This is a genomic window from Achromobacter sp. K91 (genome assembly GCF_003576205.1).
Lineage (GTDB): Bacteria > Pseudomonadota > Gammaproteobacteria > Burkholderiales > Burkholderiaceae_B > Achromobacter > Achromobacter aegrifaciens.
In genome coordinates, this window is record NZ_QWFB01000032.1 from 72,338 (window position 1) to 98,668 (window position 26,331).

The window sequence follows — 26,331 nt, forward strand, 5'->3', positions numbered from 1 at the left end:
GACTGGCGGGCGATCCGCCGCGCCTACTTTCGGGCGCGCGACTTGTCTGCGGCGTCGTCCGCGAATCCTTCCACCGGCGGGGCAAACAAATCCCAGCTTGCCATGAACAGCGCGGCAATCAAGGGGCCGATCACGAAACCGTTCAGGCCGAACAAAGCCATGCCGCCCAGCGTGGATATCAGCACCACATAGTCCGGCATCTTGGTGTCCTTGCCGACCAGAATGGGGCGCAGCACGTTGTCCACCATGCCGATGACCAGCACGCCGAAGAGGATCAGCACGACGCCTTTGATCGTGGCCCCGGTCAACAGGAAGTAGATCGCGACCGGAGCCCAGATCAACCCCGCGCCGATCGCCGGCAGCAAGGACAGAAAGCCCATGATCACGCCCCACAGCAGCGCACCCTGGATCGACAGGATCGAGAAGATGATGCCGCCCAGCGCGCCCTGCGCCGCGGCCACCGCGACGTTGCCCTTGACGGTGGCGCGCACCACGGTGGTGAACTTGCGCAGCAGATGCTGCTTGTGCGTGTCGCTCAGCGGCATGGCGCGCTTGAGCCGCGCCGATAGCTGCGGGCCGTCGCGCAACAGGAAGAACAGCAGGTACAGCATGATGCCGAAGCTAATCACGAACTGGAACGTGTCCTGCCCTATGTTCAAGGCCTGGGTCGCCAGGAACTGGCTGGCCTGCATGGCGCCCGCGCTGAGTTTTTCCTGCAGGCTCGGTATGTCGGCCAGGTCGAAGCGCGACAGCAGATCATGCACCGACGGCGGCAAAGCCGCCATGGCTTGCTGGAAATAGTCGCCGAAGTTGATCTGCCCGGACTTGACGCTCTGATAGAGGTTCGCCCCTTCGCGCACCAGCGATCCGCTGATGACGATGAGCGGCAGGATCACCAGCAGCAGCACCAGCAGCAAGGTGATCAGCGCGGCCAGGTTGCGCCGTCCGCCGATGCGCGCCACCAGCCGGCGCTGCAGCGGCGCAAAGATGATGGCAAGGACAGCGCCCCAGAAAACAGCGCCGTAGAAAGGCCACAACAACCAGCCGAATGCGATGGTGACCACCACCAGCAGGAGCAGAAAGGTTCTGTAGTGCATGCTGGAAGATTCGCTCATATTACGTCCCAGGCTCGGCTGACGCCGCGAGACCCGCATTGTACAAAGCGCCGTTCAGCGGGCGTCCTGCGGCTGCCCGGCAGCCTGGCGCAAGGCCGCGCGCGCGTGCTCCAGAACATCCGACTGCGCGTTCAATCCCTGCAGGCGCAGGTTCAGCTCCTGCTGCAGCGTGGGCGTGGCGACACGCGCCTGCCCGTCCGTCAGCAGGATGTCCTGCGCATGGGCGGCGACGAAATCCGCCACGCCCAGCGCATCGCGCGCCACCGCGTCCATGGCGGCCGCGGCATCCAACACCTCGGCCGCGGGCGCCGTCACGGCTTCGTCATAAACACCGTCGTAGACGGGCGCCAGATCGGCCGGGAGCGCCAGCGCCGCACGCGCCTTATCCGCCTTGGCCTGGGCCCGCTGCACCTCGGCTGCCTGCTCGGCCAGCGTCTTGCGCGCGGCCTCCAGGCGGTCCCGCCGTTCCACGATATCGGCCACGGAACGCAGGGTCTCGGCTTCCGACGCGTCACGCATGGACGCCGCTGCCTGCGTCAGGATTTCCTGAAAATCGGCGATGACCTCATAGGCATCGGCATAGCCGCCGATGGCCTCCTTTTCAGGTTCGCTCAGGCTGCCGATGGGCAGCAGCGACGCGCTGTTCATCCGGCTTTGCAGCAGCTGGATGAAGGCGGCCCGCTCCTGGGGTTCCTTGTTGACGCAGGCCGACAGAAACAGCATCGATGCCATCGCCAGGCCCAGCAGGCAAGCTCGCAGCAATGCCATGCCCATCCTCCTTGCATGCGGGTTCGCGAAACCGGCGCCGCCCGCGAACCGGGCGGCCGCCCTCCGGCAGATTATCCCGAAGGCGCTTTCCGACGCTGCCAGCGGGCGGATTTTGTTGCTATCGAAGCGTGTTGACACAGGGTGCGCCGCCCGCATCATGGCTCCAGGGGATACGCCATGGCGCAGCGGCGGGCAGGATCAAAACCCATGGCCGCCTCATGGCTCAGGCGCGTCCGCAACCCGGGCGAGAGTTCCCCTGTCGTGACGTCGACGAAACCTTGCCGCAGATAAAACGGCCTGTTCCAGGATAGTTCGCGGTCGGTGGTCAGCACCACGAACCGGTAGCAGCCGGCATTGCGGGCATGCGCACACACGGCGGCCAGAAGCGCCCGGCCCAGGCCGCGCCCCTGCCACGGCAGCGCTACCGCCATTTCGGCCAGGTAGAGATCGCCATCCATGGACCGGGTCAGCGCAAAGCCTGCGGCTTGGCCCTCGCCTTCTGCGATCCAAAGCAATCCGGCCGCCTGCGCCTGCGCCAGCTCGGCGTGCGGCGCCGTATCGTCGCCAGCGGCCCACGCCATGTGCGTGCCCAGGAAGCGCCGCGCGGCGGAGCGTTCGATATCGGCCAGGCTGGCCAGGTCTGAAGGTCGTGCGAGTCTGATCATAGGCATGGCAGTATGCCTGATGCGGGCCTGTAGTCCGATCCCATAAAATGGCGTTTTCCGCCATTACGGCCCTGCAACACAGCTCAGCCCCAAGACATGACTCAAAACGCCACCTCCGATACCTGGGGCTTTGCCCATCCCGATTGCCGCGGCGCGGCCGCCCTGCTGTTCTTCATGACCGATCTGGCGCGGGTGGTCAACCAGTACCTGAGTCCTGGGCAATTGTCCGACGAGGCGCTGGCCGACGCGCAAAAGGCGGTCGACGCCTTGCTGGCCCGCTATGTGGAGATCCAGGCCGCCCCCGAAGCCTTCGACAACGAGCGCATCGAACTCGCCCTGGAAACCGAAAACCAGCCGGACGGCCAGACCAGCGCGCAAGTGGCGCTGCGCATGTCGCCGCGCCTGGAAGGCCTCATCATCGAAGCCCAGCGCCAGGCTCGCCCGGCAACCCATTAAAGGCCAAGGACGGGGGAGGAGTCTCCTCCCTACCACAAAACACTTGCCAAAAGCATCAACTGCCTGTAATATTACCGGTTGAGTTCTGCCGTTTTCGCCAAATTCCATACAAAAAACGCGGTGATAAACGACGGCGCTGGCACTGAGGCCTGTACATCAGCCCCTCCCCAGACGCCGAAGCAGACCCTCGAAAACATCCAAGCCCAAGCATCCCGTCCCATTTGCGAAAACCGCAAATCCGGATTGCGGCCTGGAACAAGACGCCTTCACCAAACCGCCAGTCCGGCTTGGCAAGAAGCAACAAGACAATCAGCGGCGCTTACAACACGCGCAAGCGACGATTACCGATAACCGCGCCGCAATCAGCAGGGCCTGCCTGTCCTGCACGAACCCTCGGGCCGCGCACGTCCGCACGCATGCTTTGCGCATGTTTGCGCATCGCGCAGCCCGAAACGATGCTGTCCCGGACTGATGGACAGCATTGCGCCGCCTGGCCGTGCGCGCAAAACATGAGAATGCGCAAAAGGACGGCGGCAAATATGCGTTAGTGTCACGACACGCCTGTCCGATTCGATACGGCTGGCAGCGGCGCGCGGCAGGAATGCTGCGCGCCACGTGACCAGACGCGGCTTTTCCCATAACTAGAAACCAAGAGAACAAACACCATGAATACTCGTTTCACGACTTCGGACCTGATCCGACGCCCGGCCCATACCACGCTGGACAACATGCCGATCCATATCGGCGACATCGTTTACCTGAAGCCCGCAAATGGCCCGGAAATCCGCGCCACGGTCATCTACAACGCGCCCATCGATGGCACGACCACCTACACGACGGAAGTCGTGCCCTGCGGCGCACCCGCGCAAAAGGCCCCCGGCCAGCGCATCCGCTTCCGCCATGAGCACGTGCATCGCATCGAACCGGTGCGCAGCGCCACTCACTGAAGCGGTACCCCGCCCCGTTGCGCCAGCAACGGGGCAATTTGTGCGTGATAAAGTCCCCGGCAATACAGCCCTGGCGATCCCACCATGCAGAACAACCGTCTCGCGGTCCACATCTGGGACCTTCCCACCCGCCTCTTCCATTGGGCGCTCGTCGTCTGCATCGTCGGCGCGTTCGTCAGCGTGAAGCTGGGCGGCCTGTACATGGACTGGCACGTGCGCTTCGGCTGTACGGCGCTGGGCCTGATCCTGTTTCGCCTGCTGTGGGGATTCGTCGGCCCGCGCTACGCCCGCTTCTCGCACTTCGTGCGCGGCCCGGCGGCCGTGGCCCGCTATCTGAAGGGCGCCGCGGCGCCCGCAGGCCACAACCCGCTGGGCGCGCTATCGGTGCTGGCGCTGCTGCTGGTCATCGGCTTCCAGGCGCTCAGCGGCCTGTTCACCACCGACGACATCATGACGCAGGGCCCCTTGTTCGGCCACGTCAGCGAATCCATTTCCGCCGCCATGACGTCCTGGCACAAGCTGAACGAGTGGGTCATCCTGGCCCTGGTCGCCCTTCATATTGCAGCTGTGCTCTGGTACGCGCTGGTGCGCCGCAAGCGCCTGGTGCGCGCCATCATCACCGGCAAGGTCGATGCCAAGGACGTGCCCGCCGGCACGCCCCCCACGCAGGACGGTTTCGCTGTCTGGCTGCGCGCGCTGGTGCTGGGCGCCTGTGTCACGGTCCTGGTACTGTGGATCCGGTCGCTGGAAGTCGCGGCCGACATGTCTTTTTCCTGACGGCTCACGCAGCGCGAAAACAGCGCTGCGGCCCACTCAACGCCGCGCCTCGATCAAGTGCCGCGTCGAATGGGCCACGAACGGCTCTCCCCGGCGCATCCGCTGATCCAGCGCCAGCAGGGCATCGCGATACCTCGCCACCGAAAAATCGGGCACCCACCACACGCATTTGCGCAGGATCCAGATCACGGCGCCGACGTCATGGAACACCATCTGGCAACGGGTCGTGCGCAAGTCCGTCACCGCAAGTCCCGCGGCCCCTGCGGCGGCCGCTTCATCCTGCGGATCCCGCAGGCGCCGCTCTGCCGGCAAAGGCCCCAGGAAATGCTCGATCAGTTCAAAGGCCGAAGCCGGCCCCACGTGCTGGGCGAAGTAACACCCGCCCGGCTCGAGAACCCGGCGGACTTCTGCCCAGGCCGGGCTCACGGGATGCCTGGACGTCACGAGCTCAAACGACGCATCGGCAAACGGCAAGCCAGCGCCCGGCGCAGTCTGCACTAGCCGCACGCCACGAGCGGCCAGGCGTTCATGCGCTTTCCTGGCATTGGCCGGCCAGGCTTCGGTCGCGCACATCGTCGGTGGAAAGTACGGAGCCTCGTCCAGCACTTCGCCGCCGCCCGTATCCAGGTCCAGCGCCGACCGCACTGTGGCCAGTCGCTGCGCAAGCAGCCTGGCGTAGCCCCACGGCGGACGCTCCTCGGAAGCGCGCCCCGTCAGCCAGCCGAAGCCCCACCCGCTGACATCGGCGGCGTCGGCCTCTGCCACCAGTTCATCAAAGGATTTCATCCCCTCTCCCCTGCGCGGGACCGACGCGCAATCCCAGGGACTCACGCTCGGCAACGCCATAAAAAAAAGCGCCAACGGTTACGCTGGCGCCTCTTTGTCCATATGCCGTCCGCGGACGGCAGGCGCTTTATTTCTTCTTGCGATACGCGTCGTGACAGGCCTTGCAGCTTGCGCCGACGTCGCCGAATGCAGCGCGCAGCTTGTCCAGGTCGCCGGCATCGGCAGCGGCCGACAGCTTGACGATATTGTCCTGGAAGGCCTGCTGCTTCTGCTTGAAGCCCGCGGCGTCGCTCCAGACTTCAGGACGCGCGTCACCGCCTTCGGTTCCGGCGCCAAAAGCCGTCCACGGCAAGGCCGACAAGGTCTTCAGCACTTCCACATTGGCCTTGATCTGCGCGGCGTCATAGGGCTGCTGGCCCTTGACCACCGGCGCCATGCGGCCGAAGTGGGAAGCCATCAGCGTCAGCGCCGACTGGCGGTACTTGATGGCGTCCTCGGGCTTGGCGAACTGCGCGGACGCGCTCGTCGCCAGCAGGGGCCCAACCGTCATACAGGCCAACGCGGCGAGCGTGGACAACTTCTTCATTGCAATCTCCCGTAAGGTCAACAGAAGCCGCGCACCCCGGGCGCGCGGCAAGGCGACTATACCGCCCGGGCCAAGTCAGCGGCCAGCCCGATGTAGGAGCGCGGGGTCATCGCCAACAGGCGCGCCTTGGGCTCTTCGGGCAGGGCCAGGCCCTGGATGAATTCTCGCAGGCCTTCCTCGGTGATGCCCTTGCCGCGCGTCAAGGCCTTGAGCTGTTCGTACGGCTGCGGCAGGCCATAGCGGCGCATGACGGTCTGCACCGGCTCGGCCAGCACTTCCCAGCAGGCGTCGATGTCGGCGTCGATGGCGACGGTGTTGACTTCAAGCTTGCCCAGGCCGCGCATGCAGGCATCCCAAGCCACCAGGCAGTAGCCCAGGCCCACGCCCAGGTTGCGCAGGACGGTGGAGTCGGTCAGGTCGCGCTGCCAGCGGGAGATCGGCAGCTTGTCCGCGAGGTGGCGCAGCACGGCGTTGGCCAGGCCAAGGTTGCCTTCGGAGTTTTCGAAGTCGATCGGGTTGACCTTGTGCGGCATGGTGGAGGAGCCGACCTCGCCTTCCTTCAGGCGCTGCTTGAAATAGCCCAGCGCCACGTAACCCCACACGTCGCGATCCAGGTCCAGCACGATGATGTTGGCGCGCGTGATGGCGTCGAACAGGGCCGACATCCAGTCATGCGGTTCGATCTGGATGGTGTGGCGGTTCTGGGTCAGGCCCAGGCCGGCCAGCACGCGCTGGCTGAAGGCGGGCCAGTCGATTTCGGGGTAGGCCGACAGGTGCGCGTTGTAGTTGCCGGTGGCGCCGTTCAGCTTGGCCAGCGGTTCGACGGCCTCGACCGCGGCGATGGCGCGGTTCAGGCGCGCGGCCACGTTGGCGAATTCCTTGCCCAGCGTCGTCGGGCTGGCGGGCTGGCCGTGGGTACGCGACAGCATGGGCTGATCGGCCTGGGCCACTGCCATGTCGTTCAGCTTGGCGGCGAGTTCGCGCAGGCGCGGCACCACGACCTCGTTGCGGGCGCGCGTCAGCATCAGCGCGTGCGAGGTGTTGTTGATGTCCTCGGAGGTGCAGGCGAAGTGGATGAACTCGGCGGCGCGGGCCAGCTCGGCGTCATCGGCCACTTTTTCCTTCAGCCAGTACTCGACGGCCTTGACGTCATGGTTGGTGACGCGTTCGATGTCCTTGATGCGGGCGGCGTCGGCCTCGGAGAAGTCGCGCACCAATTGTTGCAGGCGGGCGCGGGCGGCTTCGGAGAAGGCGGGCAGCTCCGGCAGGCCGGCGTCGGACAGCGCGACCAGCCAGGCCACCTCGACCTCGACGCGGTGCGCCATGAAACCGGCTTCGGAGAGCAGGCCGCGCAGCGCGTCGCCCCGGGAAGCGTACCGGCCATCCAGTGGCGAAAGGGCGTTGAGTTGGCTGAGCTGATCGGCGATTTGCATGGTCTGGAAGAGAAAAAGCGGGGAATGAGCGAATCGGGCGATTTTATCATCCGGAAGCGCGCAACATTGTGGCAAACTGACGAAGATTCCGGCCTTTTGGCCGTCTTGCCGTCATGCGGCCTGCTATACTTCGGCCGCTTTCCGACTCCGCTTGTGACTCCATGAAACTGATCGGCTCGCTTACCAGTCCTTACGTGCGCAAAGTGCGTATCGTCATGGCCGAGAAAAAGCTGGACTACCGGCTTGAACTCGAAAACGTCTGGTCCGCCGACACGCAGATCCAAACGTACAACCCGCTGGGCAAGGTACCTTGCCTGGTCATGGAAGATGGCGGCGCCCTCTTCGATTCGCGCGTCATCGTCGAATACGTCGACACCCTGTCCCCTGTTGCCCGCCTGATTCCTCAGCCGGGGCGCGATCGCGCCGCGGTCAAGTGCTGGGAAGCCATCGCCGATGGCCTCCTGGACGCCTGCGTGACCATCGTCAAGGAAAACCAGCGTCCCGAGGCTCAGCGCAGCCCCGAATGGATCGAGCGCCAGTATTCCAAGATCCATGCCAGCCTTGACGCGATGAACAAGAGCCTGGGCGACAACGCCCACTGCATGGGCATCAACTACAGCCTGGCCGACATCGCCGTCGGCTGCGCGCTGGGCTATCTGGACCTGCGCTTCGCCGCGCTCGACTGGCGCACCAACCACCAGAACCTGGCCCGCCTGTACGACAAGCTGTCGCAGCGCCAGTCCTTCATCGATACCGTTCCAGGATAAGCCCCCCCCGAGGCGCTGCGCGCCTCCCCCCAGGGGGCGCCGCTACGGACCGGCGGAGCCGGATCCGTGCGGCCCGGCTTCTACTTGGCCTCGCCCCTGCTCCGCCCGCGCTTCCGTTCTGCCTTTGCCTCTGCGCCGCCTGTGCTTCTGCATCGGCGGCGCTTTTGCGTGAGCTGCGCCTTTCTATCGGCGCAGCCCTACCTGGCTCAGGCGTTGAACGTCTGCCAGGCCTTGAACAGCATGTACGCGGCCAGCGCGAACAGCAGGCAGGCGAACACGCGCTTCAGGGTCTGCACCGGCAGGCGGTGGGCCATGCGCGCGCCCAGCGGGGCCGTCAGCACGCTGGTGCAGACTAGCGCGATCAAGGCGGGCCAGTAGATATAGCCCAGCATGCCCGGACGCGTTTCGCCCGAGTTCAGGCCCGACACCACGTAACCGACGCTATTGGCCAGCGCGATGGGAAAGCCCAGCGCGGCCGAAGTCGACACCGCGTTGTGCAGGGCCACGTTGCACCAGACCATGAAAGGCACCGACAGGAAACCGCCGCCCGCGCCCACCAGGCCGGACAGAAAGCCGATGCCCGCGCCGGCCGCGCTGGTGCCCACCACGCCCGGCATCTGGCGGCTGGGCTTGGGCTTCTTGTTCTGCAGCATGCTCCAGCCGGAATAGCCGACGAACAGCGCGAAGAACAGCGATAGCCACAGCGTGCTGAGCGCGGCAAAGACCGCGCCGCCCGAAAGGAGGCCGCCGATGATGATGCCCGGCGCCATCGCCCAGACGATGTTCCATTTGATCGTGCCGCGCTGCTGGTGCGCCCGCACGCTGGAAATGGAAGTAAACAGGATCGAGGTCATCGACGTGGCGATGGCGGCATGAACAACCAGGTCGGCGGGCATGCCCTTCCACGCGAACAGCATCGTCAGGAAAGGCACCAGCAACATGCCTCCGCCTATGCCCAGCAGGCCCGCGGCGAAACCCACCACGCCGCCCAGCACCAGCAGGCAAATCACCATCGTTACATCCACAACTGTCTCCTCTTTCTTCTTGGTAATGAACAAAGCCCCAAGGGCCGCGCCCGAGGGGCTTTGATTGAAATCCGTGCACGTCACGCGGCGGATGCCGGCGCGGCGCCCATACCTACAGGATGATGCCGCCGCCCAGGCAAACCTCGCCATCGTAAAGCACGGCGGACTGCCCGGGCGTGACCGCCCACTGCGGTTCGGTAAAGCTCAGGCTGAAGGTGCCGTCGGCAGCGCCAGCCAGACTGCACGCGGCATCGGCCTGGCGGTAGCGCGTCTTGGCGCCATAGGCGCCCGGGGCTGGCGCGTGGCCGGCGACCCAGCTCGCGTCCTGCGCCCGCAGCTCGCCCGACAGCAGCCAGGGATGGTCATGCCCCTGCACCACGTAGAGCACATTGCGCTCCAGGTCCTTGCGCGCCACGTACCAGGCTTCGGCCGTGCCGTCCTCGCGCTGGCGCCCCTTCACCCCGCCCACGCCCAGGCCCTTGCGCTGGCCCAGCGTATAGAACGACAGCCCTTCGTGACGGCCTACCTTCTGACCTTCCGGCGTCATGATCGGACCCGGCTCGGTCGGCAGGTAGCGATTCAGGAACTCGCGGAACGGCCGCTCGCCGATGAAGCAGATACCCGTGGAATCCTTCTTGGCGGCGTTATGCAGGCCGATCTCGTGCGCGATACGCCGCACCTCGGTCTTGTGGATCTCGCCCAGCGGGAACATGGTGCGCGACAACTGCGCCTGATTCAGGCGGTGCAGGAAGTAGCTCTGGTCCTTGGACGCATCCAGCGCCTTGAGCAGCTGGAACTGCGTGCCGCCGCCTTCGGCCGGCACCTCGCGCACCCGCGCGTAGTGGCCGGTGGCGATATGCTCGGCGCCCAGCGCCATGGCATGGTCGAGGAAGGCCTTGAACTTGATCTCGGCATTGCACAGCACGTCCGGGTTGGGCGTGCGGCCCGCGGAGTACTCGCGCAGGAACTCCGCGAACACGCGGTCCTTGTATTCGGCGGCGAAATTGACGAACTCGAACTCGACCCCTACCAGATCCGCGACGCTGGCGGCGTCCAGCAGGTCCTGGCGGGTGGAACAGTATTCGGAATCGTCGTCGTCTTCCCAGTTCTTCATGAACAGGCCGACGACCTCGTAGCCTTGCTGCTTGAGCAGCCAGGCGGTGACCGAAGAATCGACCCCGCCGGACATGCCGACGACAACGCGGCCTTTCTTGGTAAGTTTTTGACTCATGATGGGTCTATTTTAGATCGGTCCGTACATCTTCCTGCGGCTGCGGCTCGGCCGCCCGCGACACTTCCATCAGCCAGGTACGGAAAGCCTGCAGGGTGGGCAGGTTGGCCTTCTGCTCCGGATAGCACAGGTAGTACCCCATGCGCGCCCGTATCGGCAGCTGGATGGCGACGGCCAGCTTGCCGTCGCGCAGCTCGTCCTCGATCAGGCAGCGCGGAATCAGCGCCACGCCGAAGCCGGCCGCGGCCGCCTGCGACAGCAGCGCGTACTGGTCGAAGCGCGCGCCTTCCAGGCTGCGCCGGGTATCGCATCCAGCCTGCTCGAACCAGTCGCGCCAGCCTTCCAGCGCCGAGGTATGGTGCAGCAGCGGATAGGCCAGCAGGTCCGCGGGCGCCGCACAGCCGCCCGGGATCAGGCGCGGGCTGCAGACCGGCAGGATTTCGCGGCCGACGATGTAGTCCGCCCCGCTGCCCGGCCAGATGCCTTCGCCGAAGCGCACGGCAGCGTCCAGTTCAGGGGTGGAGAAATCATAGCCCTGGCGGTGAGGCAGGAATTCGACGTGGATGTCCGGCCGCAGGCGCATGAAGGCGGTCAGGCGCGGGATCAGCCAGCGCGCCCCGAAAGTCGGCATACAGGTCAGGTTGAGCGTGCCGCCCTGCCCCTGGTGCGCGATCAGTTCCACGGTGGCGGCTTCGATCTGGCCCAGCCCGGCCTGGATCTTGGTCAGGTAACTGCGTCCGGCCTCGGTCAGGACCAGGCCTTGCCTGATACGCAGGAATAGTTCGATGCCGACGAACTCCTCCAGATGTTTCACCTGCTTACTGACCGCGCCCTGCGTGACACACAATTCCTGCGCCGCGCGCGTGAAACTGCTATGTCTCGCGGCGACTTCGAACGCCTGGAGATCCGTGAGTGAGGGACAGAATCGCCGCATGGATAAGGTACGCAAATTGTTTCAGGCCGCGCAACGAAAACGGCCCTGTTCCGGGCCGCCGCGAAAAGAGGCATGAAAAAAAGTCATAGCTTACGGAGAAACTTTCGTTTGCGCAAACCGGACCGCCAGGAAAGAATCATTGCGTTTGCGTCTGCCTTTGCGCATCCGCTTTCCAATTCATTAGGGGAATCCATGCAACGCCGTAACGTAGTACTGGGCCTGTGCGTCGCCGCCGCGACCCTCGCCGCGCCGCTGACCTCGGGTATCGCGCACGCTGAAGACGCGTATCCGACCAAGCCCATCCGCCTGATCGTTCCCTTCCCGCCCGGCGGCACCACCGACATCGTCGGTCGCCTGTTCGCCGACAAGCTGGGCAAGGAGCTGGGCCAGACCGTCGTGGTGGAAAACCGCGGCGGCGCCGGCGGTTCGATCGGCAGCGCCTTCGTCGCCAGCAGCGCGCCGGACGGCTACACCCTGGGCATCGCCACCGTGAGCACGCACGGCATCAACCCGGCCATCTACCCGAACCTGCCGTTCGATGGCGAGAAGGACTTCACGCCCATCTCGAACCTGGCGGCCGTGCCCAACATCATGACCATCAACCCGAAGGTCCAGGCCAAGAACATCGCCGACTTCATCAAGCTGGCCAAGAGCGAGCCGGGCAAGCTGACCTACGCGTCGGCCGGCAACGGTTCGGTCTCGCACATGATGGGCGAACTGTTCAAGATGGCTTCGGGCACCAACCTGATGCACGTGCCGTACCGCGGCGTGGGCCCGGCGCTGAACGACGCGCTGGCCGGCCAAGTCGACGTCATGTATGACAACCTGCCCTCCTCGCTGCCGCACGTGCAATCCGGCCGCCTGATCGCCATGGCCGTGGCCTCGCCCAAGCGCGTGGCCGCCCTGCCCGACGTGCCCACGTTCGCCGAAGCCGGCCTGCCGGCCGTGAACGACGCGTCCTGGTTCGGCCTGGTGGCTCCCGCCAAGCTGCCCCAGCCCGTGCTGGACAAGCTGAACGCAGCCGTGCAGAAGGTCAGCGCCGAAGCCGACGTCAAGACCCGCCTGGAAGCCCTGGGCGCCGCGCCGGCCGCCAACACCCCGGCCGAATTCGCGGCGCAGATCTCGGCTGAAATCGCCAAGAACAAGCGCATCGCCAAAGAAGCCAACGTGAAGATCGACTAAGCGATCTTCGGTCCTCGCGCACCCGCCGGTGCGCGAGGACCTCCGATTAACGAACGCAACACCCCCTTATGCGAATTACCCAACCCCTGTCTTACCGGCTCGACCTCCCGCAGCAATATCCTGATTCGGACTCCTCGGCTCCCCTCGTGCTGGACTCCCCGCACAGCGGCACCGCCTACCCCCCCGATTTCGCGGCTGCGGTGGACTTTGGCGCATTGCGCACCGCCGAGGACACCTGGGTTGACGACCTGTGGGGCGACGCCATCGAAATGGGCGTGCCAATGATTGCCGCCGCGTTCCCGCGCGCCTACATCGACGCCAACCGCTCGCCCGACGAAATCGACGAATTGCTGCTGGACGCCGCCTGGCCCGACGCCATCAACGCCTCGCCCAAGGTCAAGCTGGGCAAGGGCCTGATCTGGCGCATGCTGGACGACGGCACGCCGCTCTACAACCGCAAGCTCACGGTCGCGGAAGTGCGCCACCGCATCGACGCCTGCTGGAAGCCCTACCACGCCGCGCTGGGCCAGGTGCTGGACGCAGCCCACAAGAAGTTCGGCAAGGTCTGGCACATCAACTGCCACTCCATGCCCAGCGTCGCCGGCGCCTACGCCACCGACCGCCCGGGCCTGGTCCACCCCGACTTCGTGCTGGGCGACCGCGACGGCAGCACCAGCGACCCGGCCTTCCGTGAATTCATCGCCGCCTGGCTGCGCGAACGCGGCTACAACGTGACCGTCAACGATCCCTACAAGGGCGTGGAGCTGGTGCGCGCCTTCGGCCGCCCCGAAGAAGGCCGCCACAGTCTGCAGATCGAGATCAACCGCAAACTCTACATGGACGAAGTTTCGCTGCGTCCTTCCGAAAACTACGGCCGCCTGAAGGCCGATCTGCGCGAACTCACCGCCGCGCTGATCACCTGGACTCGCGCGCAAACGGCTTGACGCCGGACGTTTGCGCGCAGGTGCCGGCCAGCGCAAAAGTCAGACTGGCCGGAGCAGTTGGGTTGCAAGACCCCAGCCCCATGGTTCGCCATGGGGTTTTTTTTGGTCTGCCGCCGGGCATCGGCTGGCCGATGCAACCTTGGTTCTTCTCCCTCACTTCCCAGGGGCGCGACACCTTTCCTTTCACTTTCCCGTGTATAACTGATGCCAACTAATGAGGAGAGGCGTAGATGCACATCGGGATACCAAAAGAAACCCGAGACGGGGAAACTCGTGTCGCAGCAACACCGGAGACCGTCAAGAAGTACGTAGGCGGAAAACACACCGTCATCGTGGAGCGCGGGGCAGGCACTGCCGCCCGCTATCTCGACGAAGCCTATGAGGCAGCGGGCGCAACGCTCGGCAGCGCCCAGGACGCGTTGGGGGCAGAACTCGTCATGAAGGTGCGCGCGCCTTCTGCCGCGGAACTGCCCCAGATGAAATCCGGCGCCGTCGTGGTCGGCATGCTGGATCCCTTCGACGCCGAAGGCATCCAGCAGATCGCGGCCGCCGGACTCACCGGATTCGCGCTGGAAGCCGCGCCCCGCATCACGCGGGCCCAAAGCCTGGACGTGCTGTCCTCGCAGGCCAACCTGGCCGGCTACAAGGCCGTGCTGCTGGCGGCGCACCACTACGGCCGCCTGATACCCATGATGATGACCGCCGCGGGCACGCTGAAGGCCGCCCGCGCCGTCGTGCTGGGCACCGGCGTGGCCGGGCTGCAGGCCATCGCCACCGCCAAGCGGCTGGGCGCGGTGGTCGAAGCCTCGGACGTGCGTCCCGCCGCGCGCGAACAGGTGGAATCGCTGGGCGCCAAGTTCATCGACGTCCCTTTCGAAACGGACGAAGAACGCGAGATCGCGCAAGGCACGGGCGGCTACGCCCGGCCCATGCCGCCCGCCTGGATGGCTCGGCAGGCCGCGCTCGTGTCCGAACGCTGCAAGCAGGCCGACATCGTCATCACCACCGCGCTGATTCCCGGCCGCCCCGCCCCCACACTGGTGTCCGCGGAAACCGTCGCGGCCATGAAGCCGGGCTCGGTGCTGGTGGACCTGGCGGTCGAGCGCGGCGGCAATTGCCCGCTGTCCGAGAAAGGCCTGGTGGTGGAAAAGCATGGCGTGACGATCATCGGGCTGACCAATCTGCCCGGCCTGGTCGCGACCGACGCTTCGGCGCTGTATGCGCGCAACATCCAGGATTTCCTGAAGCTCATCATCAATGCGGACGGCGCGCTGGCGATCCAGCGCGACGACGAGATCGTCGCGGCCTGCCTGGTGTGCGAAGGCGGCAACGTGGCGCGGAGGAACTAACAGCATGGAAGTGATCAACCCCACCCTGATGAATCTCATCATCTTCGTGCTGGCCATCTATGTCGGCTACCACGTCGTGTGGAACGTCACCCCCGCCCTGCACACGCCCTTGATGGCAGTCACCAACGCCATCTCCGCCATCATCATCGTGGGCGCCATGCTGGCGGCCGCGCTGACCGAAGGCGGACTGGCGCGCGGCATGGGCGTCTTCGCCGTGGCGCTGGCCGCGGTCAACGTGTTCGGCGGCTTTCTCGTGACCCGGCGCATGCTGGAAATGTTCAAGAAAAAGGACCGCAAGGCGGGCAAGGAGGAAGCGAAATGATCTCGCTGAACCTCGTCACCCTGCTGTACCTGATCGCCTCGGTCTGCTTCATCCAGGCGCTCAAGGGCCTGTCGCATCCGACCACGTCGCGACTCGGCAATGCGTTCGGCATGGCCGGCATGGCGATCGCCGTGCTGACCACGGCCGCGCTCATCGTCGGCCTGGCGCGCGACGGCTCCGCCACCATCGGCCTGGGCTGGGTCGTCCTGGGCCTGCTGGTTGGCGGCTCCATCGGCACGCTGATGGCCAAGCGCGTCGAGATGACCAAGATGCCCGAGCTGGTCGCCTTCATGCACAGCATGATCGGCCTGGCGGCGGTCGCCATCGCGGTGGCCGTGGTGGCGGAGCCGCATGCCTTCGGCATCGTGCCCGTCGGCGTGCCGATTCCCACCGGCAACCGCTTCGAGCTGTTCATCGGCACTTTCGTCGGCGCCATTACGTTCTCGGGGTCGGTCATTGCCTTCGGCAAACTGTCGGGCAAGTACAAGTTCCGCCTGTTCCAGGGCGCGCCGGTGGTGTTCTCGGGCCAGCACATGCTGAACCTGGCGCTGGCGCTGCTGATGCTGGCTTGCGGCATCTGGTTCATGCTCACGCAGGAATGGACGCCCTTCATCATCATGACGCTCATCGCCTTCGTGCTGGGCGTGCTGATCATCATCCCGATCGGCGGCGCCGACATGCCGGTGGTGGTGTCCATGCTGAACAGCTACTCGGGTTGGGCGGCGGCCGGCATCGGTTTCTCGCTGAACAACCCCATGCTGATCATCGCCGGTTCGCTGGTGGGTTCCTCGGGCGCGATCCTGTCCTACATCATGTGCAAGGCGATGAACCGTTCGTTCTTCAACGTGATCCTGGGCGGCTTCGGCGGCCAGGCTGGCGGCGCCGCTGCGGCGGGCGATGCGCAGCAGCGCAGCGTCAAGTCGGGCAGTCCCGACGACGCCGCCTTCCTGATGACCAACGCCGAAAGCGTGACCATCGTTCCCGGCTACGGCCTGGCGGTGGCGCGCGCGCAGCACGCGCTGAAGGAACTGGCGGAAAAGCTCACCGAGCGCGGCGTGACGGTCAAGTACGCCATCCACCCGGTGGCGGGACGCATGCCCGGCCACATGAACGTGCTGCTGGCCGAGGCCGAGGTGCCCTACGACCAGGTCTTCGAAATGGAAGACATCAACAGCGAGTTCGGCCAGACCGACGTGGTGCTGGTGCTGGGCGCGAACGACGTGGTCAACCCGGCCGCCAAGAACGACCCGAAGTCGCCCATTGCCGGCATGCCCATCCTGGAAGCCTACAAGGCCCGCACCGTGATCGTGAACAAGCGGTCCATGGCATCGGGCTACGCGGGCCTGGACAATGAGCTCTTCTACATGGACCGCACGATGATGGTTTTCGGCGACGCCAAGAAGGTGCTTGAAGACATGGTCAAGGCCGTGGAGTAAGACGCCCGGTGCCGGATGCCGCCAGGCGTCCGGCGCCTACGCGCCGCGCTGGCCCGCAGGCTGGCGCAATTGCTCGTCAACCACTTCGATCCAATGCCGCACCGGCGTGTCGGTGCCGCTTTGCAAATGGCCGATGCAGCCGATGTTGGCTGACAGGATCACGTCCGGTCCGCCCGCCGCGATCGCGCCCAGCTTGCGGTCGCGCAGTTCCAGCGCAATCTCTGGATTCAATACCGAATAGGCGCCCGCCGAACCGCAGCACAAGTGCTTGTCGGCGAACGGCTGCAACGCAAAACCCAGATCCGCCAGCAATTGTTCCGACAGCGGCCGCAGGCCCTGCCAATGCTGCAGCGTGCATGGCGGATGGAATGCCGCGCGCGTGCCCGCAGGCAGCCGCGCGCGCAATTGCGCCGCATGCGGCGCGACGATCTCGGCCACATCCTTCACCAGCGCCACGATGTCCGCGGCCTTTTGCGCGTAGGCCGGATCGTGCCGCAGGTGATGCGCATACTCCTTGACCATGGCGCCGCAGCCCGACGCGTTCATCACGATGGCCTCGACCTTGCCATCCTGCAGCAGCGGCCACCAGGCATCGACGTTGGCGCGCATCTGCACCAAGGCCTCTTCCTGCGCGTCCAGGTGGAAACTGGCCGCGCCGCAACAGCCGGCGCCGGGCGCGATGCGCGCGCCTATGCCCACCGCGTCCAGCACGCGGATGGTGGCCGCATCGATGGTTGGCATCATGGCGGGCTGCACGCATCCCGCCAGCATCAGCACCTGCCGCGCATGGCCCGCCACCTGCGGCAGCGGCCCCGCCGCGCGGCGTTCCGGCACCTTGCGCTTGAGCGCCTCCGGCAGCATGCCGCGCACCGCCTGCCCCAGCCGCATCGCGGGCGCGAACAGCGGCGACAGCATGGTCTTGCGCAACAAGCTGCGTTTGGTCTTGTCGGCCCAGCTGCGCGGCACGCGCTCTTCCACGATCTTGCGGCCGATATCCACCAGATGGCCATACTGGACGCCGGACGGACAAGTGGTTTCGCAATTGCGGCAAGTCAGGCAGCGGTCCAGGTGCTGCTGCGTGGACTGCGTGGGCTCGGCGCCCTCCAACACTTGCTTGATCAGATAAATGCGCCCACGCGGGCTGTCCAGCTCGTCGCCCAGCACCTGATACGTCGGACAGGTAGCGGTGCAGAAACCGCAGTGCACGCACCGCCGCAGGATGGCGTCGGCCTCCTTGCCCAGATCGGTATCGCGTGCCCAGGATGCAAGATTGGTTTGCATGATGCCCTATAGATCCAGGACCAGGCGGCCGGGATTGAACAGGCCGGCCGGATCGAGCTCTTGTTTGAGGCGGCGCGTGATCGAGGCGATCCCGGGCGCCAGCGGATGGAATACGCCGTCGGCAGGCGGCTTGCCCTGCCCGGTGCGGAACAGCGTGGCGTGGCCGCCCAGCCGCTCTGCGGTCTCGCGCAGCGCGGCGGCGTCTTGCTCGCCCGACAGCCAGCGCTGGCCTCCGCCCCATTCCAGCAAGGTCGGCCCCAGCGCCAACGCGGCGGCGGTGGGCGGCAACGCCAGGCGCCACAAGGGCCGGCCCGGCGCGAAGAAGGAATGCGTCTGCTCGCGCAGCGACCGCCACCAGGCCTGCGCGGCCTCGGGCGCCATCGGCGCGCCGCCTATCAGTTGGCGGGCGCTGGCGATCGCGGGCGGCGCGCCCGACAGGCGCACGGCCATCTGGCCTTCGGCGCCCGCCTCGTCACCGCTCCAGCTGGTGGCCGAGATCGGCAACGGCTTGCCGCGCCACAGGGCGAAGCTGGCCAAGGCCTGCGCCTGCGTCGCGGGCAACGCCAGGGTGATCTCTTCCATCGGCCGCGGCACGACCTTGAGGGAGACTTCGAGTATGGCGCCGAAGATGCCATGCGAACCGGCCAACAGGCGCGACACGTCATAGCCCGCCACGTTCTTCATGACCTCGCCGCCAAACGAGAGGATGCGGCCTTCCGAATCCAGCAGTTGCGCGCCCAGGACAAAATCCTTGAGCGCGCCGGCGCTCATGCGGCGCGGGCCTGACAGCCCCGCCGCGACACATCCGCCCACCGTGGCGGACGCCGAGAAATGCGGCGGCTCGAAGGCCAGCATCTGTCCGTTCTCGGCCAGCGCGGCTTCAAGTTCGGCGAGCGGCGTACCCGCGCGCACCGTCACCACCAGCTCCGACGGGTGGTAGCTGACGATGCCGCGATAGGGAGTCATGTCCAGCAGGCAGTGGCCGTCCTGCGGCGTCACCGGGCGGTAATTGCCATAGAACGCCTTGCTGCCCCCGCCCATCACAAACAGGGGTTTGTGGCCGGCACGGGCCGTCATGACCTGGTCGCACAATTCCGACAGGACGAAATCCATAAGGACAGGTCCTAGAAACGGGCGAGATCGGGGAAGCGCAACTCTCCCGCGTGGACGTGCATCTTGCCGTATTCGGCGCAGCGGGCCAGCGTAGGGATGACTTTTTCAGGATTGAGCAGGCAGGGCGGATCGAAGGCCCGCTTGACCGCCAGGAACGCGTCGAGTTCTTCGCGAGAGAATTGCACGCACATTTGATTTATTTTCTCCATACCCACACCGTGCTCTCCGGTCACGGTCCCTCCTACCTGCACGCACAGCTCGAGTATGGCGGCGCCGAATTTCTCGGCGCGCTCCACCTCGTCCGGCTTGTTTGAATCGAACAGGATCAACGGATGCAGGTTGCCGTCGCCTGCGTGAAAGACGTTGGCGCAGCGCAGGCTGAATTCGTCTTCCATCTGTTCGATGGCGCCCAGCACGCGCGCCAGATGGCGGCGCGGTATCGTGCCGTCCATGCAATAGTAATCGGGCGATACGCGCCCCGCGGCCGGGAAGGCATTCTTGCGGCCGGCCCAAAACTTCAGGCGTTCGGCCTCTGACGACGAGACCTGGCAGCGCGTGGCTCCGGCCTCGCGGAACACGGCCTCCATGCGCGCGATCTCGTGCTCCACCTCTTCAGGCGTGCCGTCGGATTCGCACAGCAGGATGGCTTGCGCATCCATGTCGTAGCCGGCGCGCACAAAGGGTTCGACCATGTGGGTCGCGCGGCGGTCCATCATCTCCAGGCCCGCGGGTATCATGCCGGCCGCGATCACCTGGGTGACCGCATTGCCCGCTGCTTCCACGCTGGAAAAACTGGCCATGACGACCTGCGCGCAGGCCGGCTTGGGAATGAGCTTGACCGTCACTTCCGTGACCACGCCCAGCATGCCTTCCGAACCGATGAAGACGGACAGCAAGTCCAGGCCCGGCGCATCGGGCGCTTCGGAACCCAGTTCAACCACATCGCCATCGATCGTCACGACCCGCACGCGCAGCACGTTGTGCACGGTCAGTCCGTACTTCAGGCAATGCACGCCGCCGGAATTCTCCGCCACGTTGCCGCCGATGGAACAGGCTATCTGGCTGGAAGGGTCAGGCGCGTAATACAGCCCGTAAGGCGCGGCCGCCTCCGAGATCGCCAGATTGCGTACGCCCGGCTGCACGATGGCCGTGGCGCTGGCCAGGTCTATGTGCTTGATGCGATTGAACTTGGACAAGCCGAGCAACACGCCGCGGCTATGCGGCATGGCGCCGCCGGACAAGCCGGTGCCGGCGCCGCGCGCGACCACGGGCGCATTCAGGCGTTTGCAGATGCGCATGACGGCCTGCACCTGCTCTTCCGTTTCTGGAAGGGCGACGACCGCAGGCAGCGCGCGATACAGGGAGAGGCCGTCGCACTCGTAGGGACGCGTATCTTCTTCGCGGAACAACACGCAGTGCGCGGGCAACACGGCCGACAACGCCTCGATGAGCTGCTGCAAGGAATAAGGCGCCTGCACTTGTGCCAAGCCGGTTTCGACCAATGAATTCATGAGCGCAACAATAGCGCGAGCGCCCGTCACTAGCAGACCGGGATTTACCCGCATCCGTGCACCTATGGCACGCCAGATAAGTAACCAGCCGTAATCGCCTGCCGCACCGCGAAAGCCGCCCTCCTCGTTCGCGCCTGAGGACGGCAAGAAAAAAGCCGACGGCGCGCCGTCGGCTTCGGATATCGGCTGCACTGCCGAAGCAGGCTTACCAGGACACGATCTTGCCAGGATTGAGAATGTTGTTCGGATCAAACGCGTGCTTCAGGCTGCGCATCAGATCCAGGGCGTCCTCGCCATGCTCTTCGGCCATGAACTGCATCTTGTGCAGGCCCACGCCGTGCTCGCCCGTGCAGGTGCCGTCGGCGGCGATCGCGCGGCGCACCAGGTTGTGGTTGATGGTTTCGGATTCTTCCCATTCCTTGGCGCTGTCCGCATCGAGCAGCATCAGCACATGGAAGTTGCCGTCGCCAACGTGGCCCACGATCGTGTAGGGGAAGCTTGCGCGGTCGAGTTCTTCGACCGTGTCGCGCACGCAATCGGCCAGGCGCGAGATCGGCACGCAGACGTCGGTAGTGCTGGCGCGGCAGCCGGGGCGCAGTTGCAGGCCGGCGAAGTAGGCATTGTGGCGCGCGGTCCACAGGCGGCTGCGGTCTTCGGGACGCTCTGCCCATTCGAAGTCCATGCCGCCATGGTCTGCCGTGATCGCTTGCACGGTTTCGGCTTGCTCCTGCACGCCGGCGGGACTGCCGTGGAACTCGAACACCAGCAGCGGCGTTTCGCGCAGGGTCAGCTTGCTGTGCAGGTTCACCGCGCGCACGCTGGCCGCGTCCATGAACTCGACGCGCGCGACCGGCACTCCCATCTGGATGATTTCGATCACGCTCTGCACCGCCGAATCCAGCGTGGGGAAATTGCAGACCGCGGCCGACACTGCTTCAGGCTGGGGATACAGGCGCACCGTCACTTCGGTGATGATGCCCAGGGTGCCTTCGCTGCCGACGAAGATGCGCGTCAGGTCATAGCCGGCCGAGGACTTGCGGGCGCGGCCCGCTGTGCGGATGATGCGCCCGTCCGCCGTCACCACGGTCAACGACATGACGTTCTCGCGCATGGTGCCGTAGCGCACGGCGTTGGTGCCGGAAGCGCGCGTGGCCGCCATGCCGCCCAGGCTCGCGTCGGCGCCCGGATCGATCGGGAAGAACAGGCCGGTGTCGCGGATTTCCTCGTTGAGCTGCTTGCGCAGCACGCCTGCCTGCACGGTGGCGGTCAGATCCTCGGCGTTGACCGCCAACACCTTGTTCATCTGCGACAGGTCCAGGCTGATGCCCCCCTGGATCGCCAGAATATGGCCTTCGAGCGAAGAGCCGGCGCCATAGGGAATCAGCGGCACGCGATGCTCGTTGCACAGCTTGGCGATCTCGGCCACTTCTTCGGTCGTGTGCGCGAAGACCACGGCGTCCGGCGGCATGGCCGGATAGGGAGATTCATCGCGGCCATGATGGTCGCGCATGGCGGAGGATTCGGACAGGCGGTCGCCAAAGCGGGCGCGCAAGGCATCCAGACAAGCGGCCGGCACCGGGCGGCGCAACGATTCTGCGTGCAAGGGAGCGTTCATGGTCAGCGTGATCTCGGGTTCGTTAACCTGATTATTCTACGCCGCCGCGCGCACCGCGCCGCAAACCGCCAGGCCTTGGCGATCCGCGGCGCTGCCAGGGGCTTATTTGCCGGAAGTCAGGGCGACGCGGCGGCGTTCGCGCACGGCATGGGCCAGGCGTTCAAGCACGGCGACCGAGGCGTCCCAGTCGATGCAGCCGTCGGTGATGCTCTGGCCGTAGACCAGCGGCGTACCCGGCACCATGTCCTGGCGGCCGCCCAGCAGGTGGCTTTCAACCATGACGCCCACCAGGCGGCTGTCGCCCGCTTCCATCTGACGCGCCACGTCTTCGATGACCAACGGCTGGTTCTCGGGCTTCTTGCTGCTGTTGGCGTGGCTGGCGTCGATCATGATGCGCTGCGCCAGGCCGGCCTTGGACATGTCCTGGCAGGCCGCCTCGATGCTGGCCGCATCGTAGTTCGGCGTCTTGCCGCCGCGCAGGATGACGTGGCAGTCCTCGTTGCCGGCCGTCGACACGATGGCGGAATGCCCACCCTTGGTCACCGACAGGAAATGGTGCGGCTGCGACGCCGCCTTGATCGCGTCGACCGCGATCTTCACATTGCCGTCGGTGCCGTTCTTGAACCCCACCGGACACGACAGTCCCGATGCCAGCTCGCGATGCACCTGGCTTTCCGTCGTCCGAGCCCCGATCGCCCCCCAGGAGACCAGATCCGCGATGTACTGCGGCGTAATCATGTCCAGGAACTCGCAACCCGCCGGCAGTCCCATGCTGTTGATGTCCAGCAGCAGTTCACGGGCGACGCGCACGCCCTTGTTGATGTCGAAGCTGCCGTCCAGGTCCGGATCGTTGATCAGGCCCTTCCAGCCCACGGTGGTGCGTGGCTTCTCGAAGTACACGCGCATCACGATTTCCAGGTCGGCGCTCAGCCGGTCGCGCACGGGCTTCAGGCGCTTCGCATATTCGATAGCCGCGCGGGTGTCATGGATGGAGCAAGGGCCGATCACGACGATCATCCGGTCATCCATGCCGTGCAGGATGCGGTGCATCCCCTGGCGGGCGGCGAACACGGTGTCGGACGCCTCCTTGGTGCAGGCGAACTCGCGCATGACATGCGCGGGCGGGTTCAGCTCTTTGATTTCTCGAATGCGAAGGTCATCGGTATTGTGTGACACGGTACTGCTCCTGGGTTGCCCGCCGCGGGGATGTTCCCGAGATGGTTTCCTCAACTGGCGGCGCAAAAAAAGCCGCCAGTTCGCTGGCGGCTTTTTTGGGGGGATTCTTTCCAAACTTCAGATTGAGCGCGTCCCTTCCTCCGCCAGCGGCTTCAGAAAACCATAAAAATAAAAATAAAAAGCGGGGGACGCGAATTTCATGGGGATTGACTCTAGCACAATTTTTTCGAGCCGTCATCCGTGTTTTTGAGTCAGGCGGTGCCGCCGACGGTCAGGCCTTCCATGCGGACCGTGGGCATGCCCACGCCCACGGGCACGCTCTGGCCATCCTTGCCGCAAGTGCCCACGCCGGAATCCAGCTGCAGGTCGTTGCCGATCATGGTGACGCGGTTCATGGCGTCCGGACCGTTGCCGATCAGGGTGGCGCCCTTGACCGGATAGGTCACCTTGCCGTTTTCGATCATGTAGGCTTCGGACGCCGAGAACACGAACTTGCCGTTGGTGATGTCGACCTGGCCGCCGCCGAAGTTGACCGCGTACAAGCCGCGCTTGACGGAAGACACGATTTCCTCGGCCGGCTTGTCGCCCGCCAGCATGTAGGTATTGGTCATGCGCGGCATGGGCAGATGCGCGAACGATTCGCGGCGGCCGTTACCGGTGGCGGCGGTCTTCATGAGGCGTGCGTTCAGCGTGTCCTGCATGTAGCCGCGCAGGATACCGTCCTCGATCAGCACGTTGCGCTGGGTGGCATTGCCTTCGTCGTCGATATTGAGCGAGCCGCGGCGATCCGGGATCGTGCCGTCGTCGACCACGGTCACGCCCTTGGAGGCCACGCGCTCACCGATGCGGCCGGAGAACACGCTGGAGCCCTTGCGGTTGAAGTCGCCTTCCAACCCGTGGCCGACGGCCTCGTGCAGCAGAATGCCGGGCCAGCCCGAACCCAGCACGACGGTCATTTCACCCGCTGGCGCCGGACGCGCTTCCAGGTTCACCATGGCCTCGTGCACCGCGCGCTCGACATAACCCTGCAGCATTTCGTCCGTGAAATAGGCCAGGCCCAGGCGGCCGCCGCCGCCCGCGTGACCCATTTCGCGGCGGCCATTGCGTTCGGCAATGACAGTCAGCGACAGGCGCACCAGCGGACGCACGTCGGCGGCCAGGCGGCCGTCGCTGCCGGCCACCAGCACCACGTCATATTCGGCGCCCAGCCCCGCCATGACCTGGATCACGTGCGGATCGCGCGCGCGCGCCATGCGCTCCACGCGTTCCAGCAGCGCGACCTTCTCGGGAGCGCTCAAGGTGGCAACCGGATCGATATCGGCATACAGGCTGCGGCCGATCTCGGCTTCGACCTGCGCCGCCACCTTTACCTTGCCAGCGCCGCGGCGCGCAATGCCGCGAACCGCGTGCGCGGACGACAACAGCGCTTCGGGCGATAGCGAATCCGAATAGGCGAAGGCGGTTTTCTCGCCGCTCACGGCGCGTACCCCGACACCCTGGCTGATCGAAAAACTGCCGGTCTTGACGATGCCCTCTTCCAGGCTCCAGCCCTCGCTGCGCGTGTACTGGAAATACAGATCGGCGTAGTCGACCTTGTGCGTGAAGATCTCACCCAGCGCGCGCGCCATGTCCGCCTCGGTCAGGCCCCAGGGGTCGAGGAGCAGGGATTTGGCGGTGGCGAGGGAAGCAATGGCGGGATCGATGATTTTCATGGGGCTCTGTACAGGAGACGGCGGCGCGCTGGCGCGCGCTCGCGGTGATACTCGAGATCATATCGTAACGCTGGCGCGGCCCGGCGACATGGCGCCAGCCACGGATCTCCGGAAGGTACGCGTCGGCGGCCAAAAATACCGCGGGCATTATCTGCGGAGGTATGCATGGGGCCGGAATATTACATATCAAGTTGAATTGACGAGCTCAAACGATGTTCGATGCGCCCCTTTTTCCTGGTCGCCATGGAGCATTTGCAGCCACCTGGCATATAGGCAAAGGGATTCAGACATCTCGGGCCAAACTCGTCATACAACCTGACATCAAAATGAAATATGCCAAACAGCTCGCAGGGCTCGCAGCGCGAGGACCCCATCTGATCAGGTTGGACCAATATCAGACTGCTAGACAATTCATTCGTTCCCGCCATCACGTCATCAGACTTCTGGGAACGCCTCGCACACCGCTTGCTCGAGGCAGGCGCCAAGCCTGGAAGCCCCGCATTTGCGCGCTTTGCGAGACAAATCGGGCAGATGCAAGGGCACGCGCGGCTATTCGTCCGCCTCGTGAACCAATACTCCTATTGTTTCAAGTTGTCCCAAATTCGAGAATATCTTTCCCAATACTTGGCTCGCCGCGGGTACTCGCGTGCCTGAAAACGGTATCGGACTCTTTTGATACAAAGTAATTGCTTCAGAAACCAGGAAGTCAAGCCGTAACTTCTGTATTATGCGAGGCACAACAATTACACAATAACTTCGCCGGCGATTACAGCAGTTCCATAATCAGGAATAAACCATGGCCCGAGAATCCTACGCAGCACTGCAAGCAAAGATCGAAAAGGAAATCAACAAGCTACAAAAGAAGGCTGAAGTCCTGCAAACCAAGCGTCGCAAGCCCGTGATCACGCAGATCATCACGTCGATGCGCGAGTACGACATCACGCCTGAAGAAATCGTCGCAGCCTATGGCGCCGGCAAACCCGCCCGCGCCGCCACCGGCGGCCGCCGCAAGGCTGGCGCCGCTGCCCGTCCGGCCAACGCCGCCAAACGCGCCGTTGCGCCCAAGTACCGCCATCCTCAAACAGGGGAAACGTGGAGCGGCCGTGGCAAGGCTCCCCGCTGGCTCGCCGCGGAAGAAGCCGCAGGCGCGACCCGCGACAGTTTTCTTATCAAAGAATAAGAACCTATTCGCCAGTAAGA

At 65.2% G+C, this 26,331-nt stretch carries 25 protein-coding genes; 10 read left to right on the plus strand and 15 right to left on the minus strand.

The window, feature by feature from the left end:
* Nucleotides 1-23 precede the first annotated feature (23 nt).
* The 3 genes from DXK93_RS15390 to DXK93_RS15400 all read right to left on the minus strand — a co-directional run bounded on the left by DXK93_RS15390 (nucleotide 24) and on the right by DXK93_RS15400 (nucleotide 2,554).
* Nucleotides 24-1,115: an AI-2E family transporter gene (locus tag DXK93_RS15390; protein WP_054451108.1), complete on the minus strand. Its 1,092-nt coding sequence runs from the start codon at nucleotides 1,113-1,115 to the stop codon at nucleotides 24-26.
* 54 nt (nucleotides 1,116-1,169) lie between these two features.
* Entirely contained in the window at nucleotides 1,170-1,883 is a 714-nt protein-coding gene (locus DXK93_RS15395; RefSeq protein ID WP_119450575.1) for a DUF3053 family protein, read from the minus strand.
* A gap of 155 nt (nucleotides 1,884-2,038) precedes the next feature.
* On the minus strand, nucleotides 2,039-2,554 hold the full coding sequence (locus DXK93_RS15400; protein ID WP_119450524.1) for a GNAT family N-acetyltransferase: 516 nt from the start codon (nucleotides 2,552-2,554) through the stop codon (nucleotides 2,039-2,041).
* Nucleotides 2,555-2,644: 90 nt separating this feature from the next.
* Here DXK93_RS15400 and DXK93_RS15405 point away from each other — a divergent pair, with 90 nt between their 5' ends.
* The 3 genes from DXK93_RS15405 to DXK93_RS15415 all read left to right on the plus strand — a co-directional run bounded on the left by DXK93_RS15405 (nucleotide 2,645) and on the right by DXK93_RS15415 (nucleotide 4,728).
* Nucleotides 2,645-3,004, plus strand: coding sequence for a hypothetical protein (locus tag DXK93_RS15405; RefSeq protein ID WP_119450525.1), 360 nt, complete (start codon nucleotides 2,645-2,647; stop codon nucleotides 3,002-3,004).
* A 665-nt stretch (nucleotides 3,005-3,669) separates the two neighbouring features.
* On the plus strand, nucleotides 3,670-3,951 hold the full coding sequence (locus DXK93_RS15410; protein ID WP_054451105.1) for a hypothetical protein: 282 nt from the start codon (nucleotides 3,670-3,672) through the stop codon (nucleotides 3,949-3,951).
* An 84-nt stretch (nucleotides 3,952-4,035) separates the two neighbouring features.
* Nucleotides 4,036-4,728 (plus strand): cytochrome b/b6 domain-containing protein, encoded by a 693-nt coding sequence (locus DXK93_RS15415; protein WP_054451104.1) that lies wholly within the window; start codon nucleotides 4,036-4,038, stop codon nucleotides 4,726-4,728.
* A 36-nt stretch (nucleotides 4,729-4,764) separates the two neighbouring features.
* Here the strand turns inward: DXK93_RS15415 and DXK93_RS15420 are convergent, their stop codons facing one another.
* From DXK93_RS15420 to purB, 3 genes are all read right to left on the minus strand, one after another.
* Nucleotides 4,765-5,514 (minus strand): class I SAM-dependent methyltransferase, encoded by a 750-nt coding sequence (locus tag DXK93_RS15420; RefSeq protein WP_119450526.1) that lies wholly within the window; start codon nucleotides 5,512-5,514, stop codon nucleotides 4,765-4,767.
* Nucleotides 5,515-5,641: 127 nt separating this feature from the next.
* Nucleotides 5,642-6,100, minus strand: coding sequence for a cytochrome c (locus DXK93_RS15425; RefSeq protein ID WP_054451102.1), 459 nt, complete (start codon nucleotides 6,098-6,100; stop codon nucleotides 5,642-5,644).
* 56 nt (nucleotides 6,101-6,156) lie between these two features.
* Entirely contained in the window at nucleotides 6,157-7,533 is a 1,377-nt protein-coding gene (purB, locus tag DXK93_RS15430) for an adenylosuccinate lyase (RefSeq protein WP_054451101.1), read from the minus strand.
* 161 nt (nucleotides 7,534-7,694) lie between these two features.
* On the opposite strand from purB, the gene DXK93_RS15435 reads away from it, so the two are divergent.
* Entirely contained in the window at nucleotides 7,695-8,300 is a 606-nt protein-coding gene (locus DXK93_RS15435; protein ID WP_054451100.1) for a glutathione S-transferase, read from the plus strand.
* Between the two features lie 206 nt (nucleotides 8,301-8,506).
* On the opposite strand, the gene DXK93_RS15440 is transcribed toward DXK93_RS15435, so the two are convergent.
* The 3 genes from DXK93_RS15440 to gcvA form a co-directional block, all read right to left on the minus strand.
* Nucleotides 8,507-9,325 carry a sulfite exporter TauE/SafE family protein gene (locus DXK93_RS15440; protein WP_054451099.1) on the minus strand — a complete coding sequence of 273 codons (819 nt, stop codon included), beginning with the start codon at nucleotides 9,323-9,325 and terminating at the stop codon, nucleotides 8,507-8,509.
* A gap of 112 nt (nucleotides 9,326-9,437) precedes the next feature.
* Nucleotides 9,438-10,556 carry a tRNA 2-thiouridine(34) synthase MnmA gene (gene mnmA, locus DXK93_RS15445; protein ID WP_054451098.1) on the minus strand — a complete coding sequence of 373 codons (1,119 nt, stop codon included), beginning with the start codon at nucleotides 10,554-10,556 and terminating at the stop codon, nucleotides 9,438-9,440.
* A gap of 7 nt (nucleotides 10,557-10,563) precedes the next feature.
* Entirely contained in the window at nucleotides 10,564-11,490 is a 927-nt protein-coding gene (gcvA, locus tag DXK93_RS15450; RefSeq protein ID WP_054451097.1) for a transcriptional regulator GcvA, read from the minus strand.
* Between the two features lie 192 nt (nucleotides 11,491-11,682).
* Between gcvA and DXK93_RS15455 the strand changes: the two genes are divergently transcribed.
* From DXK93_RS15455 to DXK93_RS15475, 5 genes are all read left to right on the plus strand, one after another.
* Nucleotides 11,683-12,672, plus strand: a complete 990-nt coding sequence (locus DXK93_RS15455; RefSeq protein ID WP_054451096.1) for a tripartite tricarboxylate transporter substrate binding protein — start codon at nucleotides 11,683-11,685, stop codon at nucleotides 12,670-12,672.
* Nucleotides 12,673-12,740: 68 nt separating this feature from the next.
* Nucleotides 12,741-13,616, plus strand: a complete 876-nt coding sequence (locus DXK93_RS15460) for an N-formylglutamate amidohydrolase (protein WP_054451095.1) — start codon at nucleotides 12,741-12,743, stop codon at nucleotides 13,614-13,616.
* Nucleotides 13,617-13,846: 230 nt separating this feature from the next.
* Nucleotides 13,847-14,965, plus strand: coding sequence for a Re/Si-specific NAD(P)(+) transhydrogenase subunit alpha (locus DXK93_RS15465; protein WP_054451094.1), 1,119 nt, complete (start codon nucleotides 13,847-13,849; stop codon nucleotides 14,963-14,965).
* A 4-nt stretch (nucleotides 14,966-14,969) separates the two neighbouring features.
* Entirely contained in the window at nucleotides 14,970-15,287 is a 318-nt protein-coding gene (locus DXK93_RS15470) for an NAD(P) transhydrogenase subunit alpha (RefSeq protein ID WP_119450527.1), read from the plus strand.
* Entirely contained in the window at nucleotides 15,284-16,723 is a 1,440-nt protein-coding gene (locus DXK93_RS15475) for an NAD(P)(+) transhydrogenase (Re/Si-specific) subunit beta (protein WP_119450528.1), read from the plus strand. The genes DXK93_RS15470 and DXK93_RS15475 overlap by 4 nt, the downstream gene beginning before the upstream one ends.
* A 36-nt stretch (nucleotides 16,724-16,759) precedes the next feature.
* Here DXK93_RS15475 and glcF read toward each other — a convergent pair whose 3' ends face one another.
* The 6 genes from glcF to tldD all read right to left on the minus strand — a co-directional run bounded on the left by glcF (nucleotide 16,760) and on the right by tldD (nucleotide 25,131).
* Complete coding sequence (gene glcF, locus DXK93_RS15480) at nucleotides 16,760-18,004, minus strand: glycolate oxidase subunit GlcF (RefSeq protein ID WP_119450529.1); 1,245 nt, start codon at nucleotides 18,002-18,004, stop codon at nucleotides 16,760-16,762.
* A gap of 6 nt (nucleotides 18,005-18,010) precedes the next feature.
* On the minus strand, nucleotides 18,011-19,117 hold the full coding sequence (gene glcE / locus DXK93_RS15485; RefSeq protein ID WP_054451091.1) for a glycolate oxidase subunit GlcE: 1,107 nt from the start codon (nucleotides 19,115-19,117) through the stop codon (nucleotides 18,011-18,013).
* An 11-nt stretch (nucleotides 19,118-19,128) separates the two neighbouring features.
* Nucleotides 19,129-20,628, minus strand: a complete 1,500-nt coding sequence (locus DXK93_RS15490) for an FAD-linked oxidase C-terminal domain-containing protein (RefSeq protein WP_054451090.1) — start codon at nucleotides 20,626-20,628, stop codon at nucleotides 19,129-19,131.
* Between the two features lie 205 nt (nucleotides 20,629-20,833).
* Nucleotides 20,834-22,243, minus strand: coding sequence for an FAD-binding oxidoreductase (locus tag DXK93_RS15495; protein ID WP_119450530.1), 1,410 nt, complete (start codon nucleotides 22,241-22,243; stop codon nucleotides 20,834-20,836).
* A gap of 102 nt (nucleotides 22,244-22,345) precedes the next feature.
* Nucleotides 22,346-23,419 (minus strand): 3-deoxy-7-phosphoheptulonate synthase AroG, encoded by a 1,074-nt coding sequence (gene aroG / locus DXK93_RS15500; protein ID WP_054451088.1) that lies wholly within the window; start codon nucleotides 23,417-23,419, stop codon nucleotides 22,346-22,348.
* Between the two features lie 251 nt (nucleotides 23,420-23,670).
* Complete coding sequence (gene tldD, locus DXK93_RS15505) at nucleotides 23,671-25,131, minus strand: metalloprotease TldD (protein WP_013392574.1); 1,461 nt, start codon at nucleotides 25,129-25,131, stop codon at nucleotides 23,671-23,673.
* Between the two features lie 796 nt (nucleotides 25,132-25,927).
* On the opposite strand from tldD, the gene DXK93_RS15510 reads away from it, so the two are divergent.
* Complete coding sequence (locus DXK93_RS15510) at nucleotides 25,928-26,311, plus strand: H-NS family nucleoid-associated regulatory protein (RefSeq protein WP_054451087.1); 384 nt, start codon at nucleotides 25,928-25,930, stop codon at nucleotides 26,309-26,311.
* The last annotated feature ends 20 nt before the right edge of the window (nucleotides 26,312-26,331 follow it).

Bases quoted from the DNA above. Each gene is read 5' to 3' on its own strand.
- DXK93_RS15495 (WP_119450530.1), bottom strand. From the start codon at position 22,243: ATGAACGCTCCCTTGCACGCAGAATCGTTGCGCCGCCCGGTGCCGGCC.
- DXK93_RS15425 (WP_054451102.1), bottom strand. From the start codon at position 6,100: ATGAAGAAGTTGTCCACGCTCGCCGCGTTGGCCTGTATGACGGTTGGG.
- glcF (WP_119450529.1), bottom strand. From the start codon at position 18,004: ATGCAAACCAATCTTGCATCCTGGGCACGCGATACCGATCTGGGCAAG.
- DXK93_RS15455 (WP_054451096.1), top strand. From the start codon at position 11,683: ATGCAACGCCGTAACGTAGTACTGGGCCTGTGCGTCGCCGCCGCGACC.
- purB (WP_054451101.1), bottom strand. From the start codon at position 7,533: ATGCAAATCGCCGATCAGCTCAGCCAACTCAACGCCCTTTCGCCACTG.
- DXK93_RS15415 (WP_054451104.1), top strand. From the start codon at position 4,036: ATGCAGAACAACCGTCTCGCGGTCCACATCTGGGACCTTCCCACCCGC.
- DXK93_RS15460 (WP_054451095.1), top strand. From the start codon at position 12,741: ATGCGAATTACCCAACCCCTGTCTTACCGGCTCGACCTCCCGCAGCAA.
- DXK93_RS15395 (WP_119450575.1), bottom strand. From the start codon at position 1,883: ATGGCATTGCTGCGAGCTTGCCTGCTGGGCCTGGCGATGGCATCGATG.
- DXK93_RS15510 (WP_054451087.1), top strand. From the start codon at position 25,928: ATGGCCCGAGAATCCTACGCAGCACTGCAAGCAAAGATCGAAAAGGAA.
- DXK93_RS15405 (WP_119450525.1), top strand. From the start codon at position 2,645: ATGACTCAAAACGCCACCTCCGATACCTGGGGCTTTGCCCATCCCGAT.
- DXK93_RS15420 (WP_119450526.1), bottom strand. From the start codon at position 5,514: ATGAAATCCTTTGATGAACTGGTGGCAGAGGCCGACGCCGCCGATGTC.
- gcvA (WP_054451097.1), bottom strand. From the start codon at position 11,490: ATGCGGCGATTCTGTCCCTCACTCACGGATCTCCAGGCGTTCGAAGTC.
- tldD (WP_013392574.1), bottom strand. From the start codon at position 25,131: ATGAAAATCATCGATCCCGCCATTGCTTCCCTCGCCACCGCCAAATCC.
- DXK93_RS15435 (WP_054451100.1), top strand. From the start codon at position 7,695: ATGAAACTGATCGGCTCGCTTACCAGTCCTTACGTGCGCAAAGTGCGT.
- DXK93_RS15390 (WP_054451108.1), bottom strand. From the start codon at position 1,115: ATGAGCGAATCTTCCAGCATGCACTACAGAACCTTTCTGCTCCTGCTG.
- mnmA (WP_054451098.1), bottom strand. From the start codon at position 10,556: ATGAGTCAAAAACTTACCAAGAAAGGCCGCGTTGTCGTCGGCATGTCC.
- DXK93_RS15410 (WP_054451105.1), top strand. From the start codon at position 3,670: ATGAATACTCGTTTCACGACTTCGGACCTGATCCGACGCCCGGCCCAT.
- glcE (WP_054451091.1), bottom strand. From the start codon at position 19,117: ATGGATTTCGTCCTGTCGGAATTGTGCGACCAGGTCATGACGGCCCGT.
- DXK93_RS15475 (WP_119450528.1), top strand. From the start codon at position 15,284: ATGATCTCGCTGAACCTCGTCACCCTGCTGTACCTGATCGCCTCGGTC.
- DXK93_RS15465 (WP_054451094.1), top strand. From the start codon at position 13,847: ATGCACATCGGGATACCAAAAGAAACCCGAGACGGGGAAACTCGTGTC.
- DXK93_RS15470 (WP_119450527.1), top strand. From the start codon at position 14,970: ATGGAAGTGATCAACCCCACCCTGATGAATCTCATCATCTTCGTGCTG.
- DXK93_RS15490 (WP_054451090.1), bottom strand. From the start codon at position 20,628: ATGAATTCATTGGTCGAAACCGGCTTGGCACAAGTGCAGGCGCCTTAT.
- DXK93_RS15400 (WP_119450524.1), bottom strand. From the start codon at position 2,554: ATGCCTATGATCAGACTCGCACGACCTTCAGACCTGGCCAGCCTGGCC.